This is a genomic window from Streptomyces axinellae (assembly GCF_039532135.1).
Classification (GTDB): domain Bacteria; phylum Actinomycetota; class Actinomycetes; order Streptomycetales; family Streptomycetaceae; genus Streptomyces; species Streptomyces axinellae.
In genome coordinates, this window is sequence record NZ_BAAARJ010000015.1 from 169,971 (window position 1) to 192,942 (window position 22,972).

Genomic DNA, 22,972 nt, shown 5'->3' on the forward strand with positions numbered 1-22,972 from the left:
GGCGGGCGGTCGGCACCGCCGTGACATCGTCACCGGTTGAACCGGTGACGGTCTGAGCGGCCGGTACCGCGAGAGCGGACCCGTGCCGGGCCGCGGCCCGTGCTACCGCCGAGCCCGCCGCCGACGGCCGCCAAGGCGGCGCCCGGCAGGTCCGGCCCCCGGCGGCCGGTGGCTGTCCGAAGGCGGGTCAGGCTCCGTCCGCTGTGGTCGGCGGAGCCGCCGGACGCACCTCGAAATGGAAGCAGCCGTACTCGACGGCCCGCACGTGCACCAGCGCGACCTCCGGGTCGGCGAAGGCTTCCTCCAAGGCCGCGTCGAAGCCGACGGTGGGCTCCTCGGGGAGTTCGAGGAGGCGCCCGCCGAGGATGTGACCCTGGGCGCTGTAGCGGCGCAGCGTGCGCAGCGCCCCGGGGCGGGCGAAGGGATAGCCGGGGGTCTCCGCCGGGCCGCCGCAGTCCTCCGCGTGGATGAAAACCGGCCCCGCCTCGTCGTAGGCGCCCGGCTCCGCACCGGTGGCGGCTGCCCAGCGGCGCAGCGGAGCGTAGGAGACGAGCGCGACAGCCTCGTCCGCTTCGATGCTGCGCAGACAGCAGCGCAGCGGACTGCCCACGCAGTCGAGCGGGGCCTGTCCGGCGCCCGCGGTGAAGGGCTGAAGAGGGTGCCCCGAATCGTCCGTCGTCCGCAGTTCCTTGAGCGTGGCCGCTGGAATGGGACGAATGCTGAAGTCGGTCATACCCGCAGTCTCTGCGCCTCAAGAGGGTGGCGCTGGCGGAATTACGCCGCGCAGTTCCGGGCCGGTCGCGCGGATACGGGCACGGTGATGGCCAGGAGGGCGGTGTCGTCATCGACGCCGGCGCCGAGGGATTCCAGGAGGTCCTTGAGCGCGGTCACCAGGGACCGGGCGGTCGTGGGGGAGAGGGAGCGGGCCAGCGCCAACAGGGCGTCGTCGCCATAGCGTTCGCCGTTCAGCGCGGTGCGGGCCTCGGTGAGGCCGTCGGTGTAGAGCAGGAGGGTGTCGCCGGGGGTCAGCCGGATGGTGGTGGTGGCGATGTCGGCGGTCGGGAGGGCGCCCACCATCTGCCCTCCGGGGGTGGGCAGGTAGTCGGCGCTGCCGTCCGCGCGCAGCAGGACGGCCGGCGGGTGGCCGCCGGAGGCCAGCGCGACGCGGAAGCCGCCGCGGCCGTCCGGGGTGAGCCGGCCGAAGAGGACGGTGCAGAACCGGGGGTCGGCGCTGTCCGGATCGACGTTCTCGGCCTCGCGGTTCAGCACGGTGTTGAGATGGCCGAGCACGGCGGCCGGGTCGGGTTCGTAGACGGCGGTCGCGCGCAGGGTGTAGCGGACCAGCGAGGTGATGGCGGCTGCGCCCGCGCCCTTGCCGCGTACGTCGCCGAGGAACAGCCCCCAGGCGCCGGTGGCCAGCGGGAAGAGGTCGTAGAAGTCTCCGCCCACCTCATCGACCGAGGCGATGTGGTAGTGCGCGGACACCTCAAGCCCGGGGACGTCTTCCAGTACGGGGGGCATCAGCGTCTTCTGGAGCGTGGCGGCCAGGCGCTGGAGGCGTTCACGTTCCCGGTCGGCTTCCTGCCGGGCGCGCAGCAGTTCGTTCTCGTAGGCACGCCGGTCGCGGGCGTCGAAGACCGTGGTGCGGATCAGCAGCGGCTCCCCGTCGTCGCTCCTTTGCAGCGTGGCGGTGACCAGGACCGGCAGCCGGCTGCCGTCCGCCGCCGTCAGCTCCAGCGCGATACTGCTGATCTCGCCCTGCATGCGCAGCAGGGGGGCGAAGTGGGTCTCGTGGTAGAGCTTGCCGCCGACGGTGAGCAGGTCGGCGAACCGGCGGCGGCCGACCAGGTCCTCGCGGCGGTAGCCGAGCCAGCTCAGCAGGGTGTGGTTGACCTTCGCGATCCGTCCGTCCAGCAGGGTGGAGAGATAGCCGCAGGGTGCGTTCTCGTACAGGTCTTCGGCGCTCTCCTCCAGCAGCGAGGAGAAGCGCGCGCTCTCGGCCTCCGGCTCCATCTCGGGCCCCGGCTCCATCTCGGGCCCGGCCTCCGGCTCGCTCTCCGGTCGTCGCCGACCGGGTCCGGCCCCGCACATCACCCGGCCACTCCGGCCGCGAACTCCGCGATCGCCGCGGCCGTGGCCTCCGGGGCACTGAGCTGGGGGCAGTGTCCGGTGGCCGGCAGGGTGACCAGCCGGCTGCCCGGGATGCGCGCGTGCACGAACTCGCCGACCTCGCGCGGGGCGATCGTGTCCTGGGCGTCCTGGGCGATCAGCGCCGGGACCGCTACCGCGTCGAGGTCGGCCCGGTTGTCGGACAGGAAGGTGACACGGGCGAAGACGCGGGCGATGTGCGGATCGGTGCGGCAGAAGCTGTTGGTCAGCTCCTCACCCAGCTCGGGACGGTCCGGGTTGCCCATGATGACCGGGGCCATCGTCGCGGACCAGCCCAGGTAGTTGGACTCCAGGGACTCCAGCAGTTCGTCGATGTCCGCCGCGCTGAACCCGCCCCGGTAGCCGGTGGCCGGGTCGTCGATGTAGCGCGGCGACGGGGTGAGCAGGAACAGCCCCGCGAAGCACTCCGGCTCCCGCGCGGCTGCCAGCACGCCCATCATGGCGCTCACCGAGTGGCCGACGAAGACCACGGGCCCCATGTCCAGCGCGTGGCAGAGCCGCAGCACGTCCTCGGTGTAGCCCTCCAGTGTGCTGTAGCGCGCCTCGCTCCAGGCCGAGAGGTCCGACCGGCCCGCCCCCACGTGGTCGAAGAGCACCACGCGGAAGTCCGGCTCCAGCGCCGGCACCACCAGGCGCCAAAGGTTCTGGTCGCAACCGAAGCCGTGCGACAGCATCACCACCGGCCCGTCGGCGCGGCCGGTCACCGTCACATGGTTCCGCTCTCGAATGTCTTGAATGTCCATATTGGATATTTTTGCACTCCGGGCGGTCCTCGCCGTCGGGGCCTGTCAGCGGCGCGCGCCCTGCGGGCCCGGGGGCTGGAGTTGGTGGGAGAGGACCAGGCCCGCCGCGCCGAGGAGGGTGGCGTTGTCCTCCAGGGTGGTGAAGGTCACCCGGGGGCGGCCCGCCGGATGCGGGGGGATCCTCGCGTGGAGGGCGCGCTCGATGCGTCCGCGCAGTTCCTCGCCGCCGGCGACCGTGTCGCCGTGCAGGATGAACAGGCCGGGCGCGAAGACCTGGTGGAGGTTGACCAGGCCGACGGACAGGTGCTCCGCCCAGGTGTCCAGGAGTTCGGCCGCGCCCGGTACGCCGGCCGCGGCCAGGCGGGAGAGCGGGCCCGCCGTGAGGGTCGCGGCGCCCGGGACGCCCCGGCGGGCCGCCTCGCGGCGCAGCCAGGCGTGGCTGGCCAGGGTCTCCCAGCAGCCGCGCTGTCCGCAGTGGCACTGTTCGCCGCCGACCTGGACGACGCTGTGGCCGATCTCGCCGCCCGCGCCGGCCGGGCCCCGGTGCACCTCGCCGCCCACGACGAGGCCGACGCCCAGGGCCTCGCCCGTGTAGACGGAGGCGAAGTGGCTGCGGCCCCGGCCCTGACCGAACCAGCGGTCACCGAGTGCCTGGGCGCGCGGGTGCATGTCCACGCACACCAGGTCGATGTCCAGGCGCTCGCGCAGCGTGGCGGCGACGGGCAGGCCGTCGAGTTCGGGGGCGAGGGCGACCTTGACGACGGTCCCGGTGTCGGAGTCGACCATGCCGCCCACCGCGACGCCCATGCCGAGCGGCGCGGTCGAGGCCCCGGCCATGACCTGGTGCGCGGCGTCCACCAGTGCGACCACGGCGGCCGTTGCCGAACGCGCGTCCGGCGCGAACACCCGCTCGGCCTTGGCCCGGACTTCGCCACCCGCGCCGACCAGCGCGCACTCGACCCGGTCGGGCAGCAGGTGGGCGGCCAGGAGGGGCGGGGAGTCGGGCGAGAACCACAGCGGGCGGGCAGGTTTGCCGCCCGCCGGACTGCTCGGCCGCGCCGCCTCCTCCGTCAACAGGCCCTGGCGGACCAGCTCTTCGACGAGGACGGTCAGCGCGCTGCGGGACAGGCCGGTGACCCGGGAGAGTTCGGCGCGGGAGAGCGGCCCGAAGTCATAGAGCGACTGCAATATCCGGACCCTGTTCACGCCGCCTCCCCGCTCTGTGTCTTCATCGTTCTCGTCGTTCTCGTCGTTCTCGTCGTTCTCGTCGCTCTCGTCGCCCCGCACGCTGTTCGCGTCCGCGCCGCATCCCTGCCGCGTCCGCGCGCGTGCGTGGCCGCTTCGCATGTCGCCCCTATGCCCTCGTGCGCGGCTGTGCGCCTCGCATGCGTCACGAGCCCGAGAGTCCGGCAAGTGACCGGTATTGCCGAGCGGTGTACTTACCCTGCCATATCTCGTACCGCCTTGGCTGACTTGCCCCCTGGAAATCCGGTGCGAATGCTGCCGGTTTCAACAATCCAAGGGAAGAGACCCCTTGACGTCGGACGAGGTTAGTACGCAAGGTGAACTTACTTGTTCCGGCCGGGCCGGAGATTGCCAGGCGTTTGCCCCAGGTGAGGCAGCGCCCCGTTCGACAGTGAGGTCGGCATGCAGCGAATCGGGATCGTCGGCGGCGGCATACGCGGCCACATGTACGCGCACTCTCTCCAGGGCTTTCCCGGCGCGGACGTCCGCGCGGTGTGCGACCTGTCCGCCGAGGTGGCCCGCGAGACCGCCGACGCCTTCGGCCTGGCCGCCTACACCGACCACCGGCGGATGCTGGCGGAGGCGGAGCTGGACGCCGTCATCGTCGCGACCCCCGACCACGCCCACCGCGCGGCGGCCGTCGATGCCGCCGCGCACGGGCTGCACCTGCTGCTGGAGAAGCCGCTGGCCACCACCGCCGAGGACGCGGACGCCATCGCGGACGCCGTCCGGGAGGCGGGGGTCGAGTGCATGGTCGGCTTCGAGAACCGCTGGAACCCGGCCATCCGCAAGATCCACGACCTGGCGGCCGGCGGGGAACTGGGCCAGGTCCTCACCCAGAACATCCTCCTCAGCAACACCTGGTACGTGCCGACCCGGATGCTCTCGTGGGCAGCGAAGTCCTCGCCCGCCTGGTTCCTGATGAGCCACACGGTGGACGCGGCGATGTGGGTCAACGGCCGTACGGTCACCGCCGTGGACGCCCGCGGTTCGCGAGGCCGGCTCGCCGCCCGGGGCGTGGACACCTGGGATGTCATCCACGCGCTGCTGACCTTCGACGACGGCACCACCGCGAACCTCACCTCGACCTGGGTGCTGCCCGACAGCATGCCCTCGATCGTGGACTTCCAGTACCAGGCCGTCGGCGACCGTTCGGCCGTCACCGTCGATCTCCAGGACCAGAGCGTCCGGCACGCCGCCGCCGACGGATACCGCTTTCCCGGCCTGCTCGGCGGCGAGATCGACGGACGCCTCCAGGGACCGCCGACCTGGATGGCGCAGCACTTCGTCGCCCAGCTGGAAGCGGGGGAGCCGGTGGGCCCCGGCCCCGCGACCGGCCGGGCCGTCACGGATGTGGTGCTGGCGGTGCACGAGTCGCTGGAGACCGGGCGCACGGTCGCACCCCGCCGCCCCACGGATGACTGAGCGTCGCCCGCCGCTCGGCAGCCGTACCGGAGGTGGCCCGGACCGCCCGGCCCGGGACAGGACACAGGAGGAGACACGATGACGCGGACCGAGGCCACATCCGGCGCGGACCGTCCCGGCAGCCCCTTCGGCGACGCCACCGGCGGCGGTTCCGGGAGCGGCGGCGACGAGGGCGGCGGCGGGCGGAAGTCCCGGGGCGGCGGCCTGAGTACCAAGGTGGCGGTCGTCGCCTCGGCGGTCGGGCTCATCTACGGGTACGACACCGGGTCCATCTCCGGAGCGCTCGTCTTTCTGGAGAGCGACTACCACCTGACCACGTTGTGGACCTCGGTGATCACCTCGGTCGTGGTCGTGGGCAGTCTGGTCGGCGCGGCTGTCGGCCCCCGGGTCGCCAACGAACTCGGCAGGCGCCGCGCCATGCTGGCCGTCGCCTTCGGCTTCATGGCCTTCGCCGGGCTGAGCGCGCTTCCGCTCGGCGTGTGGTGGCTGACGGTCGTACGGCTCTTCCTCGGGGTGACCGTCGGTCTGGCCACGGTGGTCGCCCCCGTCTTCATCTCCGAGTTCGCCTCCGAGCACAACCGCGGACGGCTCGGCACCGCCTTCCAGTTCTTCACCTGCGCCGGTGTCATCATCTCGCTGCTGACCGCCTGGGCGCTGTCCGGATCCCGGTCCTGGGAGGCCGTGCTGGGGCTGGCCGCGGCCCCGGCGGGTGCGGTCTTCCTCGCGCTGCTGCGCTTCCCCGACAGCCCGCGCTGGTACGCGATGAAGGGGCGCCGCGCACAGGCGCTGGCCACGCTGCGGCGGCTGGAGCCGGACGCGGAGCCTGGCGCGGGATCCGGCGCGGACTCGGACGCGGGAGCGGCGGCGGTCGCCGAACGCAGCCTGGCGGCCATCGAAGCGGACCTCGCCGAGGGGGAACAGGGCCGCTTCCGGGAGATCTTCACCCGGCAGCACGCGCGCGCCACCTTCTTCGTGATCGCTTTCGGCTTCGCCGTCCAGATCACCGGCAACAACACGATCCTGTACTTCAGTCCCACCATCTTCGCCAAGGCCGGGTTCGGCGACGCGGCCGACTCGATCCTGGCCTCCACGCTGGTGCAGGTCGTCGCCGCCGTGGGCGTGGTCCTCTCGATGGCCGTGGTGGACCGCTGGGGGCGGCGTCCGCCGCTGCTGGTGGGCACCGCCGCGATGGTGGCCGGACATGTGGTGATGACGCTGGTCTTCGCCCAGTCCCGGATCTCCACGGGCACCGGTTACGTGGCCACCGCGGCGATCGGCCTCTTCTATCTGGGCTTCTACTTCGGAATCGGCTCGCTGATCTGGGTCTACACCGGCGAGGCGTTTCCGGCGCGGCTGCGCAGCGTCGGCGCGGGGGCACTGCTGCTCTCGGACTTCGTCGCCAACCTGATCGCCACCTTCGCGTTCCCCAACGTCCTGGCCTCCCTGGGCGGTTCCGCCGCGTTCGGGGCCTTCGCCGTCCTCTCCGTGCTGGCACTGGTGTTCCTGTACCGCATGGCACCGGAGACCAAGGGCCGCTCGCTGGAGGAGATACGCGGCTACTGGGAGAACGGCGGACGCTGGCGCGGGCCTGCCCGCGCCGGAAGCGCCACGGCCGACGCCGCCTCCGGCACCGGGGCCGGGCCCGGCTCCCGTACCGGAGGCGGGACCGGCGGGAGGTGAGACGGTCCCCGCCGCGCCCGGCTGCTCAGGAGAGCTCGTCCGCCCCCGCCAGCAGCACCGACAGCGGGTCGGACGGGCCCAGGACCGCGGTCAGTTCGGCCCGTGTGGGGCCCGTGGCCGGCCCCCTGCGGGTGACGGCCACGGACGCGGCCACATTGGCGCCCCGCGCCGCCTCCAGCGGGCCCGCGCCGTGGCCGAGGAGCGCGAGGAACGCGCCGACGTGCGCGTCGCCCGCGCCGTTGCTGTCCACCACGTCCACCGGGCGCCCCGGTACGGAGACGGCGGTGGCCTCGCCGTCCGCCAGGCCGTCCACCAGCCAGCAGCCCGCCGCGTCGCCGCGCACCACGACGCCGCCCGCCCCCGGCCGCAGCCGCGCCGCCAGGGCCTCGGCCGCCGCCGCGCCGTCGTCGGCTCCGGTCATCAGGCGGGCCTCGCGGCGGTTGCAGCTGAGCCAGTCCACACGGGCCAGGACCCGCTCCAGCCGGTCCGGGCCGATGTCGGCGACGAGCGGGCCGGGGTCCAGACAGAGCGCGACGCCTTCCGGCAGGTTCGCGGCGAAGTCGGTGAGCCGGCCGGCCGATCCGGGGTAGGCCAGTCCGTACCCCGACAACTGGACGAGGTCGCCGGGGCGCAGCTGCCGCGCCGTGCGTCCGGCGTCCTCGGCGGTCAGCGCGGCCTCGGCACCGGAGGCGGTCACAAAGGTGCGCTCCCCCTCGGCGTCGATCAGCGCGACGCAGTATCCGGTGTCCTGGCCGGCGCGTGCGGGCAGCAGCGGGGTGACGCCCTCGCCCGCCAGCGCCGCCCGCACCAGGTCGCCGAACGGGCCGGTGCCGTGGCCGCCCGCGTAGACGGCGGGCAGGCCGAGGCGCCGTGCGGCGGACAGGACGTTGAAGCCGCCGCCTGCCGTCTGCCCGGCGTCCGAGGCGAGTACGTCGCCGCCGCGCTCGGGCAGGTGGGGCACGCGCAGCACGATATCGACGATGACGCTGCCCGCCAGGACCAGTCGTGCGCTCATGCGGGCATCCTCTCCTCCGCCGGGCCTGCCGGGTCTGCCGGACCGGTGGGAGCGGCCGGGTCGGCGGGCGGGGTGTCGTTCGCCCGGACGGCGGCCTCGGCGCGGACCGCGCGGTCCAGCGGGAGCAGCAGCCGGTAGGCGACGGCGGCCACGACGAAGGTCACCGCCCAGCCCAGCCCGTTGGTGCCCAGCCAGCTGTGCGAGAACGGGCCGGAGAACCACACGTCCGTGTCGCTGGTCTTCGCCTCGGTGAGCAGCAGCCCCACGACGATCGCCGCGAACCAGGAGACGCAGGCCGACCAGGCGAAGCCGCCGTTGTACCAGTAGCGGCCCGAGCGGCGCGGGTCCATCAGCGCCTTGGGATCGTAGAAGCGGCGCCGTGTCATATCGACGGCGAAGACTCCGACCCATGCGGTGATGGGCACCGCCAAGATGGTCAGGAAGGTCGTGAACGGACCGTAGAAGTCCTTGGCGATCAGCATGAAGTAGATGCCGCCCGCGAGGGTGATCACGATGTCGATGGCCACGGCGACCGTGCGCTTGGCCCGCACGCCGAGCGTCACCAGGGTGAGGCCCGCCGAGTACACGGACAGGTGGTTGGACAGCAGCAGTCCGCCGAAGGCCGCGATCAGGTACGGGACGGACATCCACGACGGCAGCATCGCGTCGATGGCCGCGACCGGGTCGGATGCCTGCGCGAGCGAGGCGTCGCCCGCCGACAGCAGCGAGCCGAGCGAGATCAGCAGCACCAGCGGGATGCCCGCGCCCCACGCCGAGGCCAGCACCAGCCGTCCGCCGGGTATGTTCCGCGGCAGGTAACGGGCGTAGTCCGCACCGGCGTTGGCCCAGCCGATGCCGGTGCCCGCGGCGATCACGCCGACGCCCGCGATGACCGCGCTGAGCGGCGCGGCCGGGGCGTGCAGCACCTTCGCCCAATCGACGGTTGCCACGAGGAACGCCATGACCAGCAGGTTCAGCAGGCCGAAGACATAGGTGGCCCACTTGTTGATCCACATGATGGTGGCGTGGCCGAGGCCGCTGATGAGCAGCGTGCAGGCGATGAACACCAGCAGACAGACCAGGGTGAGCGGGGTGTTCTGCTTCGTCCCGAAGACGATGGCCATCAGCGAGAGCAGCGCGTAGGCGGCCGTCGTGGTGTTGACCGTCTCCCAGCCGACCCGGCTGATCCAGGTCACCAGCGTGGGACCGGTGTTGCCGCGCCGTCCGAAGACCGCGCGCGAGAGGGTCAGGGCCGGTGCCCCGCCCCGCTTGCCCGCGATGCTGAGCGCGCCCACCAGCGCGAAGGACCCGAAGGCGCCGATGACCGCGACCAGCACGGCCTGCCAGATGTTCAGCCCGCGGAAGGCCACCAGCGTCGCGCCGAGCGGCAGGCCCAGCAGCGAGATGTTGGCGGCGAACCACGTCCAGAACATCTGGCCCGCGTGTCCGTGCCGCTCCGTGTCGGGCACGGGCTCGATGCCGCGGGTCTCCACGGCGCCGACCAGCTCACTCCTCTTCGAGTCAGCCATGGCCAAACCTCCTTACGAGGCGAAGGACGGGGAGCGGACTCCCCGCGAGGTGCGGATCCCCCGACCGACCGGCTGGCTCAGCCGGCCTGTCGCAGGGCGAGGAGACGTTCGGCCAGGGGCTCCACGTCGAGGTCGTTGACGGCGCGGAGGGTGGCCACCGCGTCGGCGGGCAGGCCGCTCACGCCGTGGACCGCTCCGGCGACGGCACCGGCGATGGCGCCGATGGTGTCGCAGTCGCCGCCGAGGTTGGCGGCCAGCAGACAGGCCCGCCACGGGTCGTCCCCGGCCAGCGCGAGCACCGCGAAGGCCGCGGGCACCGACTCCTGGCTGGCGACGCTGGTGCCGATCAGGTCGCTGATGAGGTTCGCGGCCTCGTCCTCGGCCAGTCCGGCGACGGCGCCCCGGGCCCAGTGGATCCGGGTCGCGATGTCGGCGCCCGCCGCCCAGTGGCCGCGCGCGGCGCCCGCGCGGGCCGCCGTCTCGGCGGCGTCCATGGCGGCGTCGAGCCCGGCTCCCTCGATGGCGGTGCTGACCGCCGCCGCGACGGCCGCCGCGCCCGCGATGCCGATCGTGGTGTCGTGGGTGACCTGGCAGGAGTCCACGACCCGGTCCAAGAAGGCGTCCAGCGGGTGGAGGGGGAAGGCCACGCCGACCGGGGTGACGCGCATGGCCGCGCCGTTGGTCGTCCCCGTGCGGCCGGTCTCGGTGACGGGCACGCCGCGCGTCACCGCGTCCAAGGCGGCCTTGGTGGAGGGGCCGAGCAGGTCGAGCGAGCCCTTGGCCTTCATGTCCGCCTCCCACTCCAGCAGGGCCTTCGCGAAGTGCTCGGGGTCGATCCGGCCGCCGGATCCGGCCAGGAGCCGTCCGACGATGAGGGCCTGATCGGTGTCGTCGGTGACGCTGCCCGCGGGCATCCCGGCGGCCACGGGGTTGTCCGGCGGGCCGGCCTCGAAACCGGTGACCTGTCCGAAGCGCGCCGTGATGGCGGCGCGCGGCATGATCTGGGTCGGCATGCCGAGCGCGTCGCCCAGTGCCAGGCCGTAGAGGGCGCCTTGGGCGCGGTCGGTGCGGGGGTCGTTCATGTGTGACGTTCCGAGTTCTTGTCGTGTTCGTGTGGGGTGCCGGGGGCGGTCTCCCGGGTCAGTCCGGGCCGGATTCGCCGAAGCTGACGCGCAGTTCGAACCGCTCGGGATCCAGCAGGCTCACCACGTGCTCGATGACCGCGCCCATGGGCGAGCGGCCCACGCGGGTCACCTGGAGGAAGGAGGTACCGGACGGGCGCCCCAGCAGTCCGGCGTCCCCCTCCTCCAGGGGTACGGCCGTGGCGCGCTGCTGCCCGGCGGCCACCACGAGACCGGCGGCGGCGAGGGTCGCGGTCAGCGAGCCGTCCACCAGGCCGGTGCGGGGCACCTCCGCCAGTCCCGGATGCAGCGGCACCCGGCTGCGCTCCAGGGAGAGCCGCACGCCGCCGGGGAGCGTGCGCATGCGATCGACGGCGAGGAACGCGTCGCTGTCCGTGCCCAGCTCGGCCGCCAGCGCGGCGTCCCGGAGGGTCTCCAGCCGCAGCACCGTCGTCTCGGGCGCCACACCCTGTTCGGTGAGGGCCTGCTTCCAGCCGTGCCGGTTGTCCAGCGGGGCACCGTCGAAGCTGACGAAGGAACCTATGCCGGGGTGGGTGCGCACAAGGCCCTCGTCGGCGAGGGTGCGCAGCGCCTCCCGCACGGTGGAGCGGCTGACCGAGAAGCGCTGGGTCAGTGCGTGCTCTCCCGGCAGCCGGCTTCCGGCGCGCAGCGCTCCGCCTCTGATCTCGCGGCCCAGGATCCGGGCCACCCGCTGATGCTTACGCGCCTGTTCGGACATGTCCGCACCGTAGACGAACCTGTCTGAACCTGTCTGTTCCGTGGGTCACACTCGCATCACCCGCATCAGAAGTCCCCGGAGCCGCGCCTCCGGGATCTTCTCCGAGGAATTTCACGGCCGGGGGTTTGCTCCTCCGGGCGCCGGAGAAGAAGAGGCACCAAGTGCTTGGGAGGTGCAGGCACATCCGCGGGAGACGGCCGCACAGGTCGCCCCGGGTGTGCCCTGTGCCACCTCTCCCGCGAACTGTTGAGGCAGCAGAGACGGGAGGAGCGAGATCCGAATGAGCACCGTGCGATACCGCGCCGAACGAGCGCGCCACAGCCACGAGGACGCCCCGGAGACGGCGGACGACTTCAAGAAGCTGGCCACTCTGCCCGAGGGACCCGAACGTCAGGCGCTGAGCGAGCGCCTGGTGGAGGCATGGCTGCCTATGGCGCACCGGCTGGCGGCGAAGTACCGCAGCCGTGGCGAGACGCTGGAGGACCTGGAGCAGGTCGCGGCGCTCGGTCTGGTCAAGGCCGTGGACCGCTACGATCCCGCGCACGGCACCCCGTTCGTGCCGTTCGCCGTCCCCACCATCGTCGGCGAGATCCGGCGGCACTTTCGCGACCACACCTGGGACGTCCATGTCCCGCGCCGTATACAGGAGTTGCGCAACAAGGTCCGTTCCTCCGTCAAGGCGCTGAACACCGGTATCGACGGCCGCTCGCCGAGCGTGGCGCGGATCGCAGAGCACAGCGGGCTGTCCGAGGAGGACGTCAGTACCGGCCTGGAGGCCCTGGAGAGCTTCAGCTCCCTGTCGCTGGACGCGACCCTCGGCGGTGGCGACGAGGACGGCGTCGCGCTGGCGGACGTCCTCGGACACAGCGAGCCGCGCTACGACCAGGTGGTCGCCCGCGAGGCGGTCAAGCCCTGCCTGCAAGAGCTGCCCGAGCGACAGCGCCGCGTGCTGTACCTGCGGTTCTTCTGCGGAATGACCCAGTCGAAGATCGGCGAGGAACTCGGCGTCTCCCAGATGCACGTCTCCCGGCTGATCTCCCGCAGCTGCCAGGAGGTGCGCCAGAAGGTCGAGCACGACCACGGCCGCCGGCACCCCTCGCGCGGGCAGCGCGCGGGCAGCCGCCCGGCCCGCCGACGGGTCACGGCCACGGGCCCCGCCCCGGCCAAGGCCCCCACCGCACCCGCCGCGGCCACCACCTGACGGGGCTTCCGCCGGTCTCGCCCGCGTTCCTTGCGGCGGCACGGCGCCCTCCCCTGCGACCGTGCGCCGTGCCGCCGCCTCCGCCCGCACCTTTCCGGGCGCGCGAAATCCCGGTCAGGGGGGTACGAGGAACACGGACGCACCCGCACGCCACCGCACTCCGAACTCCGAACCCCGGCTTCCGAACTCCCGCTTCCCCACCCCGGATTCCGGACTGACGAAAGGACTCCCCATGCTCATGGCGCATCCCGCCGTCCTGCGCGACCTCATCGCCGAGTACGAGGTGCTCGAAGCCCTGCACGCCGAGGACGGCTCGCCGCAGGCGCGCCAGCGGCTGGACGACATCGCCTACACGCTGTGCGTCTCCACCGGAACCCGCGACATCGACGCCGCGCTCATCGCCGCCCGCCACCAGCTCCCCGGCGCCCGCGCCGAGGACGACTCCGTCGTGGCCGGCTGAGCGGGCCGGGGGGCTGGCATGCCGGGTACGCCGGATACGCCGGGTACGGGGCCGCGCTGGGCCGTGGTGGATGTCGGCTCGCACTCGGTGCGCCTGGAGGTGGCCGACGGCGCCGGCGCGGCCCCGCTTCCGGTGCACACCGCCAAGTGGCGGCTGCGGCTGGCGCACTGGGTGGACAAGGACGGCACGCTGCCGCGCGAAGCGGTGGACCTGCTCGCCGACGCGGTGACCGAGGCACACGCCGAGGCGCGGCGCCTGGGCGCGGCCGAGCTGTACGCGGTGGCCACCGCCGTCGTCCGGCACGCGCCCAACCGGGAGCAGATCCTGGAGACGGTGCGCGCCAGGTCCGGGGTGCCGCTGTGTGTGCTGGACGGAAGGCGCGAGGCCGAGCTGACGTTCCTGGCGGCGCGGCGCTGGATGGGATGGCGGGCGGGCCCGCTGGCGATGCTCGACATCGGAGGCGGCTCTCTTGAGGTGGCGTTCGGCCGCACCGGCCTCCCGGACTTCGCCACCTCGGCCCCGCTGGGCGCCGCCCGGATGACCCGGGACCACTTCGGCGACCAGGACCCGCCGCCGGGCCACGCGCTCAAGAGCGTACGGCGCGAGACCCGGCACCAACTGCGGGACGTGGGCGCGCGGATCCGCTGGGAGTCGCCCGTCGCCACCGCCGCGACCTCCCGCACCTTCCAGCAACTGGCGCGCCTGTGCGGGGCCGCCCCCGGCCGCAAGGGGCCCTTCGTGCAGCGGGTGCTCGATCGCGAGGACCTGGCGGCGGCGGTGAAGCGGCTCTCCAGAAGAACGGCGGCGCAGCGCGCGAAGCTGCCGGGCATCTCCGCGCCCCGCGCCGCCCAGTCCCTCGCCGGGGCGGTCGTCGCCCATACGGCCATGGACCTGCTGGACCTGAAGACGCTGACGGTCTGCCCCTGGGCCCTGCGCGAAGGGCTGCTGCTGCACCGGCTGGAGAGCGGCGAGCGGAGCGGCTGGATCGTGCTGTGAGGGCCGCGGCCGGGCCGCACACCCGGCCGAAGCCTGCGGGTGTGCGGCCCGGCCCGGCGCGGGTGGCCCCGAGTGGGCGGGAGGTGACCTGGGGGCGAGGGGGGAGCCTCGGAATGCGCCCCAGGTCACAGGTGAACCGTCAGCGCGGGCACCCGCCCTCACTATCCACCCGGGGAACCGGGCCCCACACCACGTCAGTTGGCAATGTTTCGGGCAAGCCTCGACGGGACATAGGGGGACGCCGGGAGAACGTCCGGTGCCCGCTCACGCGGAGCCGGCGAGGTCGTACGGCCAGGGCCGCTCGGCGTGTGTTCCCTCTTCTCCCGGACGCGACAGGCGCCACACCCGCCCCAGCGGGAGGAGGCCCAGCCGGGCGGCGACCCTCTGCGAGGAGCGGTTGTCCGAGGTGGTGCTGTAGAAGAGGTGGCGGCCCGGCGGGAAGGTCCCCGCCCAGCGCGCGGTCACCGCTGCCGCCAGGCCCCGCCCCCGGAAACCGGGGCGGGTCCACACTCCGGCCTCGGCCCCGTGGGCGGAGGCCACCGGGGTGTGGCAGACGGCCACGATCTGGCCCTTCTCGTACGCCACCGCCCAGGGCCCGAGCCGCCCGGCGAGCAGGTCGCGCCACTCGGAAGGAGACCAGTCGCCGGGGTTTCCGCCCCCCAGCAGTCCGGCGGTCCCAGAGTCCAGGGATCTGTCGCCGCCGTTCGCGAGGCCGGCGTGGGTGACGATCCGGGTGCCGCCGATCCGGATGCCGCTGGGGTACGCCGTATCCGCCCGGACCAGGTAACTCGGGGCCGCCGAGGCCACGGTGGGCCCGCACACCCCGGCGAGCAGTGCCGCACCCCGGCTGATCGCCACGGGCGGCAGCCCCGGCGGGGACGGCATCGCCGCGAGCCGCTCCAGACTCTCCGCGAGGTCGTCGGGCACCCCGGCCCCGACGAGCACCGCGCACTCCCCGGCACCCTCTGCCCCGCCGCTCTTCCCGAAGCCGCCCTCCCCGGCGCCACTCTCCCCGGTCTCCCCGGCGTCGCTCTCCGCGACCGCCAGCAGTGGTGCCGGGCCGGTGAGCCGTCCGCGTTCGTCGAGGTCCCAGAGGACCTCCATCTCGACGCGCAGCAGGGAAAGGGGACTTGGCGGCTCCTGGCCTTGGTCGTACATGCGCGCGAACCTATCCGGGGCCGCGCGGGCCCGCACCGCAATATCGCTGCCCCCGACGGCCCGGTGCCGGATCACGGCTCCCGTTGGCCCGTACGTCCCCCGGCGGGGAACGAGCGGCGTCCGCGCCCCTGGGGCGCGAGCTGGTCGACCATCTCGGCCAGCTCTTCGCACGCCTGCTCGATCTTGCGCTGGGTGTTGTGCTTCTCCGCCGTCACGGCGGCCAGCAGCAGCCCGGTGAGCGCGACCGAGCCGTTGAGCGCCTGAAGGCTGATCATGCCCTCGATCAGGGAGTGGTGTTCGAAGGCGCCGGTACTCTCCGTTGCCGCCCAGGTAGCGGTGATCGAGACGATGGCCGTACACAGCGCGCTGCCCGCGAGCTGGAAGCGCAGCGAGGCCCATACCAGCAGCGGAAAGACCAGGAACAGCAGGTTCACCGGGCTTCTGGTCGCCACGATCGCCAGCCCCACGGTCGCGGCCACCAGCACGGCCGCCTCCGCCGGGCGCTGTATGCCCGAGGGCCTGCGCAGCTTCCGCAGGGCCAGCAGCAGCGGTGTGATCACCAGTACGCCCACCGCGTCGCCCGCCCACCACGCCGACCAGACGGGCCAGAACTCCGCCCACGCGATGTTGTCGTTGACGACCGTCATCAGGGTGCCGAACGTCGCGCTCGTCAGCATCCCGAGGAAAGCGCCCAGGAAGACGAGGCTGACCGCGTCCCTGAGCCGGTCCAGTTCGATGCGGAACCGGGCACGGTACAGCAGGACGAACGCGATCAGCGGCGAGAGGGTGTTGCCCACGACGAACCCCACCGTGGCATAGCTGACCGGGCCCATCCCGCAGACCACCAGCAGCGCCCCCAGCGCGACCCCCGGCCACACGCGCGGGCCGAAGTACAGCAGGAAGCTCAGGGCGATGCCGGTGGGAGGCCAGAACGGGGTGACGACGGCGCCCTCGACCCGCACGTGCCACAGCAGGCCGAGGCGTCCGCCCGCGTAGTAGCACCCGGCGATCAGCAGGACGCGCAGCCAGTGGACGGCGGCTCGTCCGAGGGGGGACGGTCGCTCGCTCGTCGGCTTCTCGGTGCGTGCCACCCGTTCATCAGACAACGCCGGCCCGGCGGGCAGCGGTGTGACACGCCTCCGGCCCGTCGTAGCACAGCACCAGTACGGCGGCGTCGTCGCTGTGCCCGGTCATCTCCGCCACCTCCATGACCCGGTCGGCCAGCGTGTCCGGCTCCTCGTGCACGCCCTCGCGCAGCACCCGCTCCACCTCGGCCAGGCCCTCCTCCAGATGGAAGGTGGGCCCCTCGACCACGCCGTCGGTCAGCAGTACCAGGGCGCCGGGCTGGTCGAGGCGGTGGCGGGTGACGGGGTAGGGCTCGTCCTCCTGAACGGCCAGCGGCAGCCCGCCCTCGTCCTGCACGATGCCGCTCGTACCGTCGGCGCGGGCGAAGACCGCGCCGTTGTGCCCGGCGCGGGCGGACTCCAGCCGCCAGGTCACCGGGTCGAACCGCAGAAAGCCGCAGGTCGCGAAGAGCGGGTTGTCCATGGCCACCAGCAGCTCGTTGGCGGTGTGCAGGATGTGGCCCGGGTCGGCCGTCCCGGTGGCGGCCACCGCCCGCAGCACGATGCGGACCTGGCCCATATAGGCGGCGGCCTCCACGTCGTGGCCCTGTACGTCGCCGATGCTGAAGGCGAGGGTCCCGTCCGGGAGCCGGAAGCCGTCGTACCAGTCGCCGCCGATGTCCAGCCCGCTGCGCGCGGGGGAGTAGCGTGCCGCCACCCGGAGTCCGTCGGCGGTGGGCAGGGCGGAGGGCAGCATGCCGCGCTGGAGGGCCTCGGCCAGCTCCACGCGGGCTCGCTGGACCTCGATCTCCTCCCGGGCCCTGGCGGTGAGCCGGCCGAGCTGCGACAGCAGGTCGTCGGCGTTCGCCGACCGTGCGTGACGATGCCGGCCCATGTCACCAGGGTAGGTGTGCGCGCCCCCTGTCGCCCGGCGAGCGCAGGCCGCGCGACCGTCCGGAACCGGCCGGGCCGTTCGGGCCGGACGGGCCCGCCGGGATCGCTCAGCAGCGCTTGGCGACGTACCCCTTCTCGCCCGCCGGGCGGACATCGCGATCGCGCAGCGTCACCGAGAGGTCGTCGCCGTAGCGGCGGCACGCGGCCGTGAAGTCCTCGGGCACGTACTCGATGTCGAAGAGCCTGTCGTCGTACGCCTTCGCGTACTCCCCGCACTCCTTGTAGTGCGCGCACTCCTCGACGACGGCGAAGTCGAAGCCGATACGGGAGTGCTGCGGGAGCAGATCCGTGGAGTTCTTCTGGGCGATCGCCAGGTGCCGCTGATGGGCGCGCTCGGCCAGCAGCCGGGCGAAGGCCACCGCGTCCTTGGTGGTCAGCTCGCCCTTGGAGCGCTCGTAGGAGTCGAGGTTGTCCGGCTCGACCGCGTCGAATCCCGCTTCGGCGCAGCCGTCGAGCCACGGCCCGACGATCTTCATCAGGGCCTCGCGCTTGTCCGCGGTCGAGATGTCCAGCAGCGGCTCGTTCCAGTCCTCATCGACCACCAGTTCGCCGTCCTTCTTGAGCAGCAGCTCCGAGTGGTGCCGCTTCCACCAGCCGATGGCCTTGCCGGGCTGGGTCTGGAAGGCGTTGACGTAGCAGATGTTGTACAGCCCGGGGGTCGGCTTCGCGCCGCGGTCGCGCGAGACGGCGCGGACGCCGCCCGGCGGCTGGTAGGCGCCGCCGAGCTGGTAGTCGAAGGCCACGTTCGCGCCGGGGGCCCGGACCGTGCCGGGCCGGTCGGTGCCGGAGCCGCCGGAGGAGGAGCCGGAGGTGGTGCAGCCCGCTACGAGCGCGCCGAGCGCGGCGCACGTGAGGAGGGAACGGGACGCGCCGACGAGGCGCCGAGGGGGGTGTGCGGCGCGGAAAGGCGCCCCGATCTTCGTACTCACGAGCGAACCCTAACAACACCGGGCACACCGCCCGCAGTCGGGAATGCCATGACCGGTTCGTGGAGGTCCCGTGAAAGCCCCGCCGGACCCGGACCCCGGCGGGGTTGCGGGACGCGAGCGGGGGAACCCCGTTCCGCGGTGACGCGCAGCCGTCCGCTCAAGCAGCCGTCCTCTCAAGGAGAGTGAGCATCATGGGTGCGGGCCGAAGCTTCGAGGGGCGCCCCGGTCCGGGCGCCGAACGGGTGCAGGGTCGAGAACGGGACACGGGCGCGGACCCGCGCCCGGGGCGAGCCGCGAGCCGGCGCCCGAGTCGCGCAGAGTACGTGCTGCCCGCCGAGGCGGCCTCGGCCCGCTGGGCACGGCGGCTGACGGCGGGCTTTCTGCACGGCTCGGCGGTGCGGGCCGCCCGGTCGGACCGCGCCCAGCTCGTCGTCTCCGAACTGGTCACCAACGCCGTACGGTACGGGGGCGGTTGCTGCCGCCTGCGGCTGACCAGCGTTCACGACGATGTGACCGTCGAGGTGCGCGACGACGGTGCGGGGATGCCCTCATGGGCACCGCCGCTCGAACGGGCATCCGAGCCGGGATCAGGGCTCGCGCCGGAGCGCGAGCCCCGGCCCGGGAGCGTCGGCGAACTGGAGGAGGGCGGCCGGGGCCTGCTGCTGGTCCGCACTCTGAGCCGGCACATCCGTACGGTCCCGGACCCTCGCGGCGGCAAGACCGTACGCGCCGTACTGGCCCTGCACTGAGCGCACCGCCGCCCGGCGCGCGCCGCTGCCGAGCGCACCGCCCCGCCATCGAGTTGGAGGTCCGGGATGGGGATCAGGCCGACGATGGGAATCAGACCGGCCACCGATGACGAGCCCGCCGCGGGCAGCGAGTCCGCAGCCACCCAGCGCAAGCGGGCCCCGGGCGACAAGCCCGCCACCGGCCGCAAGCCTTCCGAAGGGGGCGCCCCAGGTACCGGAAAGGGCGCCGGCGCCGGTACCGGCACCGGTAAGGCCACCGGCACCGGCGCCCGTGCCCCGCGCCGTCCGGCCGCTCCGGCGGCGGCGCGACGGGGCCCCGGACCCGGGCGGCTGGTGGCGCGGGTGCTGGCGACGCTGATGGCCTTCGCGGCGCTGGTCCTGTTCGCCGCGCTCCTCTCCCGGGTGACGCTGGAGCCCTCGGCGGCGGCCGAGCGCCTCACCCACACCAATCTGCGCCCCGGCGACTCCCTCCGCGAATACCTGGACCGGCCCGCGCTGCGCCAGGCCGCCCAGCAGCTCGGCGGGAACATCGTGCTCGGTGTCCCCTTCGGCGTCCTGCTGCCGGTGATGGCTCCGCAGACGCGCGGCTTCTTCCGCGTCACGCTGTGCGCCGCGTTGGTGATGCTGCTGGTCGAGACGGTCCAGGGGGTCTGGGTGACCGGCCGCGCCTTCGACATCGATGACGTCATCCTCAACGCCACCGGCGCCGCCCTCGGCTACCTCCTCCTGGGCCGCCGCCTCGGCAGGGTGCACCGCCCCAAGCCCCGTCCCCGGACGTGACGAAAGGCAGCAGGCGGCGGAGCAGGGCTTCGGACTGCTCGCCGCACAGATGTCCGATCCCTCCCTGTGCGGGGTGGAAAGACCAACAGGTCCCGCACGTACGGTAGTCGAGCGCATACTTGCGGAATGCATGGCGAGAGTGACGACGTCCCGTCCTACCGGGCGATCCGGGTGGCGGCCGTGGAGGAGCCGGTCGCCGCGATGGCGGACGAGGAAGCATGGCAGGCACGCGAGCGCTACCCCGAGCTCGTGGGAACCAGTCCCGTCTTCGGATCGGCGCGGGAGCTGGAGCAGGGCGGCTGGCGGCTGCACGGCCACTTCGGTTCGATCACCCCGCAGGACGCGCGGGACGCGCTGGCCGCTCATTTCCGTCGGCGGGCCCGCCGGGCGGGCGAGGCCGGGGACGAGGAGACACGGGACGCCTGTCTGCGCGCCGCGAAGCGGCTGGACTGGGAGGCCATCGACGAGCTGACCGTCCTCGGTGAGCGCCACCGCGTGGTGCGCGCGGAGAACTTCCTGCGGATGGGCCCCGACGGGCCCGAGCCGCCCCGCCCCTCGGACCCGGACCCGGCACGCCCCGGTACCGCGCACCGACTGCCCGACCGTACCGACGGATTCGTCCTCGACACGGCCATCCCGACCGGGCTCTCCGAAGCCCTCTTCAAGACCGAACTGCTCGCGCCGGCCCACAAGGCGGGCGACGACGAGGCAGTCCGCGCCGACACCAGGCGCGCAGCCGCCACCCACCCCGGAGGCGTCCTGCTGCCGCCCGTCTTCTTGTTCACCGAGGAGGAGCACGGCGTCTGGCGGCGGGAGACCAGCCACGGCACCAGCCCGCAGACGGCCCGCGACGCGCTCACCATGAGGCTGCGCGTCCTCCAGCCGGCGATGCGTGGCCTGGATGAGGCCACGCGCGCCGCCTACAAGGAAGCCGCCGACCTCCTCGATGAGGAGCGAGGCGTGGAACTGCGTTTCGCGGGACGCCACCTGCGCCTCGTCCGTGTCGAACGCCTGGTCCGCATCGGTCCGGACGGCCCCGAACCGCCCCGCCCCTCGGACTTCGACCCCGACCCGCCCTCCGGTATCCAGGACGAGCGGCTGCGTGCCCAGGGCGTCTCGGGGGAGGCCGGGGACGGCGAGGGTGGCGCTGCGGACGAGGAGGAGGACGACCCCGAGTTCGAGGCCCGCATGGCCGACCTGGAGCGCCTGACCCGCGAGGAGATGGCCCGCCAGGGCCGCCCCCACGGCGCGGGCCGCCTCTCCGAGGGGCCCGGGGACGTCGGGAACGGCGAGGACAGCGGAAACAGCGAGAGCGGCGCGAGCACCGAGAGCACCGAGAGCACCGAGAGCACCGAGAGCACCGAGAGCACCGAGAGCGGCGAGAACCCCGGCGGTCCCGGCGGCGACGCTTCCTGAAGGCCGCCGCCCCGGTCACGCCACGTCACGCCACAAGGCCCCGTCACGAGGCCGCACCGCGCGGCCACGTCACGGGCCGGCGGTTCCGGCCCGGCCCGGCATTCCCAGCGGGGGCCCCTCACCCGATCGGCGCCCCGCGCCTGGAAAGCCGGGCCCGTGACGGCTCCTAGGGTGACGGCAGCACCGCCGCAGGATTCCGCTCAGAACAGGACGGAAAATGGCCGTACATTCGGTGTCCGCCGCGCCCTCGGAACAGTTCGACGATTTCTATTCCATGCCGATCAGTGAAAAGCGGCTCGCCAAACACCGCATCCCTGAGACGCAGTCGTCACCCAGAGCCGTGCGTGCCCTCGTGCTCGATGAACTGGCGCTCGACGGCAACTCGGCGCAGAATCTCGCCACGTTCTGCACCACCTGGGTGGAATCCGAGGTGCACGACCTCATGGACGAGTGCCTGCCGAAGAACCTGGTGGACAAGGACGAGTACCCGCAGACGGCCGAGATCGAGTCCCGCTGTGTCCACATCCTCGCCGACCTGTGGCACTCCCCGGCCGGCGAGACCACGATGGGCTGCTCCACCACGGGCTCCAGCGAGGCGGCCATGCTGTGCGGTCTGGCGCTCAAGTTCCGCTGGCGCGCGGCCCGCGAGGCGGCGGGGAAACCGGCGGACCGCCCCAACATCGTCTGCGGACCGGTGCAGGTGTGCTGGGAGAAATTCGCCCGCTATTTCGATGTGGAACTGCGTCAGATTCCGCTGGAAGAGGGCGCGACCGGGCTGCGCCCGCACCAGGTGAGGGAATACATCGACGAGAACACCATCGGCGTCATCGCCATTCTCGGCGTCACCTTCACCTGTGACTACGAGCCGGTGCGGGAGATCGCGGCGGAGCTCGACGCGCTGTACGACGAGACGGGGCTGGACATTCCCGTGCACGTGGACGCGGCCAGCGGCGGGTTCGTCGCGCCCTTTCTCCAGCCCTCCCTGGTCTGGGATTTCGCCGTCGAGCGCGTCGTGTCCATCAACGCCTCGGGCCACAAGTACGGCATGGCGCCGCTGGGCGTGGGCTGGGCGGTGTGGCGTACCGCCGCGTATCTGCCGGAGGAGCTGATCTTCCGGGTCGACTACCTCGGCGGCGACATGCCCACCTTCGCCCTGAACTTCTCGCGCCCCGGCGGCCAGGTCGTCGCGCAGTACTACTCCCTGCTGCGCTACGGCCGCGAGGGCTACCGCAAGGTCTACGAGGCCGCCTCGTCCGCGGCGCGGGCCCTGGGGGAGCGGGTCGCCCGAATGGAGCCGTTCCGCCTGGTCTACGACGGGGAGGGCGCGCTGCCCGCCGTCTCCTGGACGCTCAAGGACCCGGGGGCCGCCGGGTTCACCCTCTACGAGCTGACCGACCAGCTCGGACGGCGCGGCTGGCAGGTCCCCTCCTACCCGCTGCCCGCCGACCGGGACGAGACCGTCATCCAGCGCGTCCTGGTGCGGCACGGCATCGGCTACGACAAGCTGACGCTGCTGGCCCGGGACATCGAGAGCTGCGTCGAGCGCCTGACCAGGGGCGAGACCGGTCCCGGTACCCAAAGCGGCTTTCACCACTGATC

The 22,972-nt window shown here is 73.0% G+C and carries 21 protein-coding genes; 9 read left to right on the forward strand and 12 right to left on the reverse strand.

The window, feature by feature from the left end:
* Positions 1-187 precede the first annotated feature (187 nt).
* The 4 genes from ABD339_RS22600 to ABD339_RS22615 form a co-directional block, all read right to left on the reverse strand.
* Entirely contained in the window at positions 188-733 is a 546-nt protein-coding gene (locus ABD339_RS22600; RefSeq protein ID WP_344568236.1) for a DUF1203 domain-containing protein, read from the reverse strand.
* Between the two features lie 41 nt (positions 734-774).
* A complete protein-coding gene (locus ABD339_RS22605; protein ID WP_344568237.1) occupies positions 775-2,013 on the reverse strand; it encodes a PP2C family protein-serine/threonine phosphatase in 1,239 nt (412 codons plus the stop codon).
* A 77-nt stretch (positions 2,014-2,090) separates the two neighbouring features.
* Entirely contained in the window at positions 2,091-2,912 is an 822-nt protein-coding gene (locus tag ABD339_RS22610; protein WP_344568238.1) for an alpha/beta fold hydrolase, read from the reverse strand.
* 45 nt (positions 2,913-2,957) lie between these two features.
* Positions 2,958-4,259: an ROK family transcriptional regulator gene (locus ABD339_RS22615; protein ID WP_344568239.1), complete on the reverse strand. Its 1,302-nt coding sequence runs from the start codon at positions 4,257-4,259 to the stop codon at positions 2,958-2,960.
* 300 nt (positions 4,260-4,559) lie between these two features.
* Here ABD339_RS22615 and ABD339_RS22620 point away from each other — a divergent pair, with 300 nt between their 5' ends.
* Both ABD339_RS22620 and ABD339_RS22625 read left to right on the forward strand, forming a co-directional pair.
* Entirely contained in the window at positions 4,560-5,582 is a 1,023-nt protein-coding gene (locus ABD339_RS22620; protein ID WP_344568240.1) for a Gfo/Idh/MocA family protein, read from the forward strand.
* Positions 5,583-5,660: 78 nt separating this feature from the next.
* The gene (locus ABD339_RS22625; protein WP_344568241.1) at positions 5,661-7,262 is read left to right on the forward strand and encodes a sugar porter family MFS transporter; all 1,602 of its coding nucleotides are present in this window, start codon (positions 5,661-5,663) and stop codon (positions 7,260-7,262) included.
* A gap of 25 nt (positions 7,263-7,287) precedes the next feature.
* On the opposite strand, the gene ABD339_RS22630 is transcribed toward ABD339_RS22625, so the two are convergent.
* The 4 genes from ABD339_RS22630 to ABD339_RS22645 form a co-directional block, all read right to left on the reverse strand.
* The gene (locus ABD339_RS22630) at positions 7,288-8,277 is read right to left on the reverse strand and encodes a PfkB family carbohydrate kinase (RefSeq protein ID WP_344568242.1); all 990 of its coding nucleotides are present in this window, start codon (positions 8,275-8,277) and stop codon (positions 7,288-7,290) included.
* Positions 8,274-9,806, reverse strand: coding sequence for a purine-cytosine permease family protein (locus ABD339_RS22635; protein WP_344568243.1), 1,533 nt, complete (start codon positions 9,804-9,806; stop codon positions 8,274-8,276). Before ABD339_RS22635 ends, ABD339_RS22630 begins: the two co-directional genes overlap by 4 nt.
* A gap of 77 nt (positions 9,807-9,883) precedes the next feature.
* Positions 9,884-10,888 (reverse strand): ADP-ribosylglycohydrolase family protein, encoded by a 1,005-nt coding sequence (locus ABD339_RS22640; protein ID WP_344568244.1) that lies wholly within the window; start codon positions 10,886-10,888, stop codon positions 9,884-9,886.
* Between the two features lie 58 nt (positions 10,889-10,946).
* Positions 10,947-11,666 (reverse strand): GntR family transcriptional regulator, encoded by a 720-nt coding sequence (locus tag ABD339_RS22645; RefSeq protein ID WP_344568245.1) that lies wholly within the window; start codon positions 11,664-11,666, stop codon positions 10,947-10,949.
* A 280-nt stretch (positions 11,667-11,946) separates the two neighbouring features.
* On the opposite strand from ABD339_RS22645, the gene ABD339_RS22650 reads away from it, so the two are divergent.
* The 3 genes from ABD339_RS22650 (at position 11,947) to ABD339_RS22660 (ending at position 14,323) form a co-directional block, all read left to right on the forward strand.
* Positions 11,947-12,867, forward strand: a complete 921-nt coding sequence (locus ABD339_RS22650) for a SigB/SigF/SigG family RNA polymerase sigma factor (RefSeq protein WP_344568246.1) — start codon at positions 11,947-11,949, stop codon at positions 12,865-12,867.
* Positions 12,868-13,099: 232 nt separating this feature from the next.
* On the forward strand, positions 13,100-13,327 hold the full coding sequence (locus ABD339_RS22655; RefSeq protein WP_344568247.1) for a DUF5133 domain-containing protein: 228 nt from the start codon (positions 13,100-13,102) through the stop codon (positions 13,325-13,327).
* Positions 13,328-13,345: 18 nt separating this feature from the next.
* Positions 13,346-14,323: a Ppx/GppA family phosphatase gene (locus tag ABD339_RS22660; protein ID WP_344568248.1), complete on the forward strand. Its 978-nt coding sequence runs from the start codon at positions 13,346-13,348 to the stop codon at positions 14,321-14,323.
* Positions 14,324-14,587: 264 nt separating this feature from the next.
* Here ABD339_RS22660 and ABD339_RS22665 read toward each other — a convergent pair whose 3' ends face one another.
* From ABD339_RS22665 to ABD339_RS22680, 4 genes are all read right to left on the reverse strand, one after another.
* Complete coding sequence (locus tag ABD339_RS22665; protein WP_344568249.1) at positions 14,588-15,481, reverse strand: GNAT family N-acetyltransferase; 894 nt, start codon at positions 15,479-15,481, stop codon at positions 14,588-14,590.
* A gap of 71 nt (positions 15,482-15,552) precedes the next feature.
* Positions 15,553-16,572, reverse strand: a complete 1,020-nt coding sequence (locus tag ABD339_RS22670; RefSeq protein WP_344568250.1) for an MASE1 domain-containing protein — start codon at positions 16,570-16,572, stop codon at positions 15,553-15,555.
* Positions 16,573-16,579: 7 nt separating this feature from the next.
* The gene (locus tag ABD339_RS22675; protein ID WP_344568251.1) at positions 16,580-17,440 is read right to left on the reverse strand and encodes a PP2C family protein-serine/threonine phosphatase; all 861 of its coding nucleotides are present in this window, start codon (positions 17,438-17,440) and stop codon (positions 16,580-16,582) included.
* A 106-nt stretch (positions 17,441-17,546) separates the two neighbouring features.
* Positions 17,547-18,428 carry an endo alpha-1,4 polygalactosaminidase gene (locus tag ABD339_RS22680; protein ID WP_344568252.1) on the reverse strand — a complete coding sequence of 294 codons (882 nt, stop codon included), beginning with the start codon at positions 18,426-18,428 and terminating at the stop codon, positions 17,547-17,549.
* 191 nt (positions 18,429-18,619) lie between these two features.
* On the opposite strand from ABD339_RS22680, the gene ABD339_RS22685 reads away from it, so the two are divergent.
* The 4 genes from ABD339_RS22685 (at position 18,620) to gad (ending at position 22,970) form a co-directional block, all read left to right on the forward strand.
* Positions 18,620-19,177 carry an ATP-binding protein gene (locus ABD339_RS22685; RefSeq protein WP_344568253.1) on the forward strand — a complete coding sequence of 186 codons (558 nt, stop codon included), beginning with the start codon at positions 18,620-18,622 and terminating at the stop codon, positions 19,175-19,177.
* An 84-nt stretch (positions 19,178-19,261) separates the two neighbouring features.
* Positions 19,262-19,957: a VanZ family protein gene (locus ABD339_RS22690; protein ID WP_344568254.1), complete on the forward strand. Its 696-nt coding sequence runs from the start codon at positions 19,262-19,264 to the stop codon at positions 19,955-19,957.
* 126 nt (positions 19,958-20,083) lie between these two features.
* Complete coding sequence (locus tag ABD339_RS22695; protein ID WP_344568255.1) at positions 20,084-21,373, forward strand: DUF5954 family protein; 1,290 nt, start codon at positions 20,084-20,086, stop codon at positions 21,371-21,373.
* A gap of 217 nt (positions 21,374-21,590) precedes the next feature.
* Positions 21,591-22,970 (forward strand): glutamate decarboxylase, encoded by a 1,380-nt coding sequence (gene gad, locus ABD339_RS22700; protein WP_344568256.1) that lies wholly within the window; start codon positions 21,591-21,593, stop codon positions 22,968-22,970.
* The last annotated feature ends 2 nt before the right edge of the window (positions 22,971-22,972 follow it).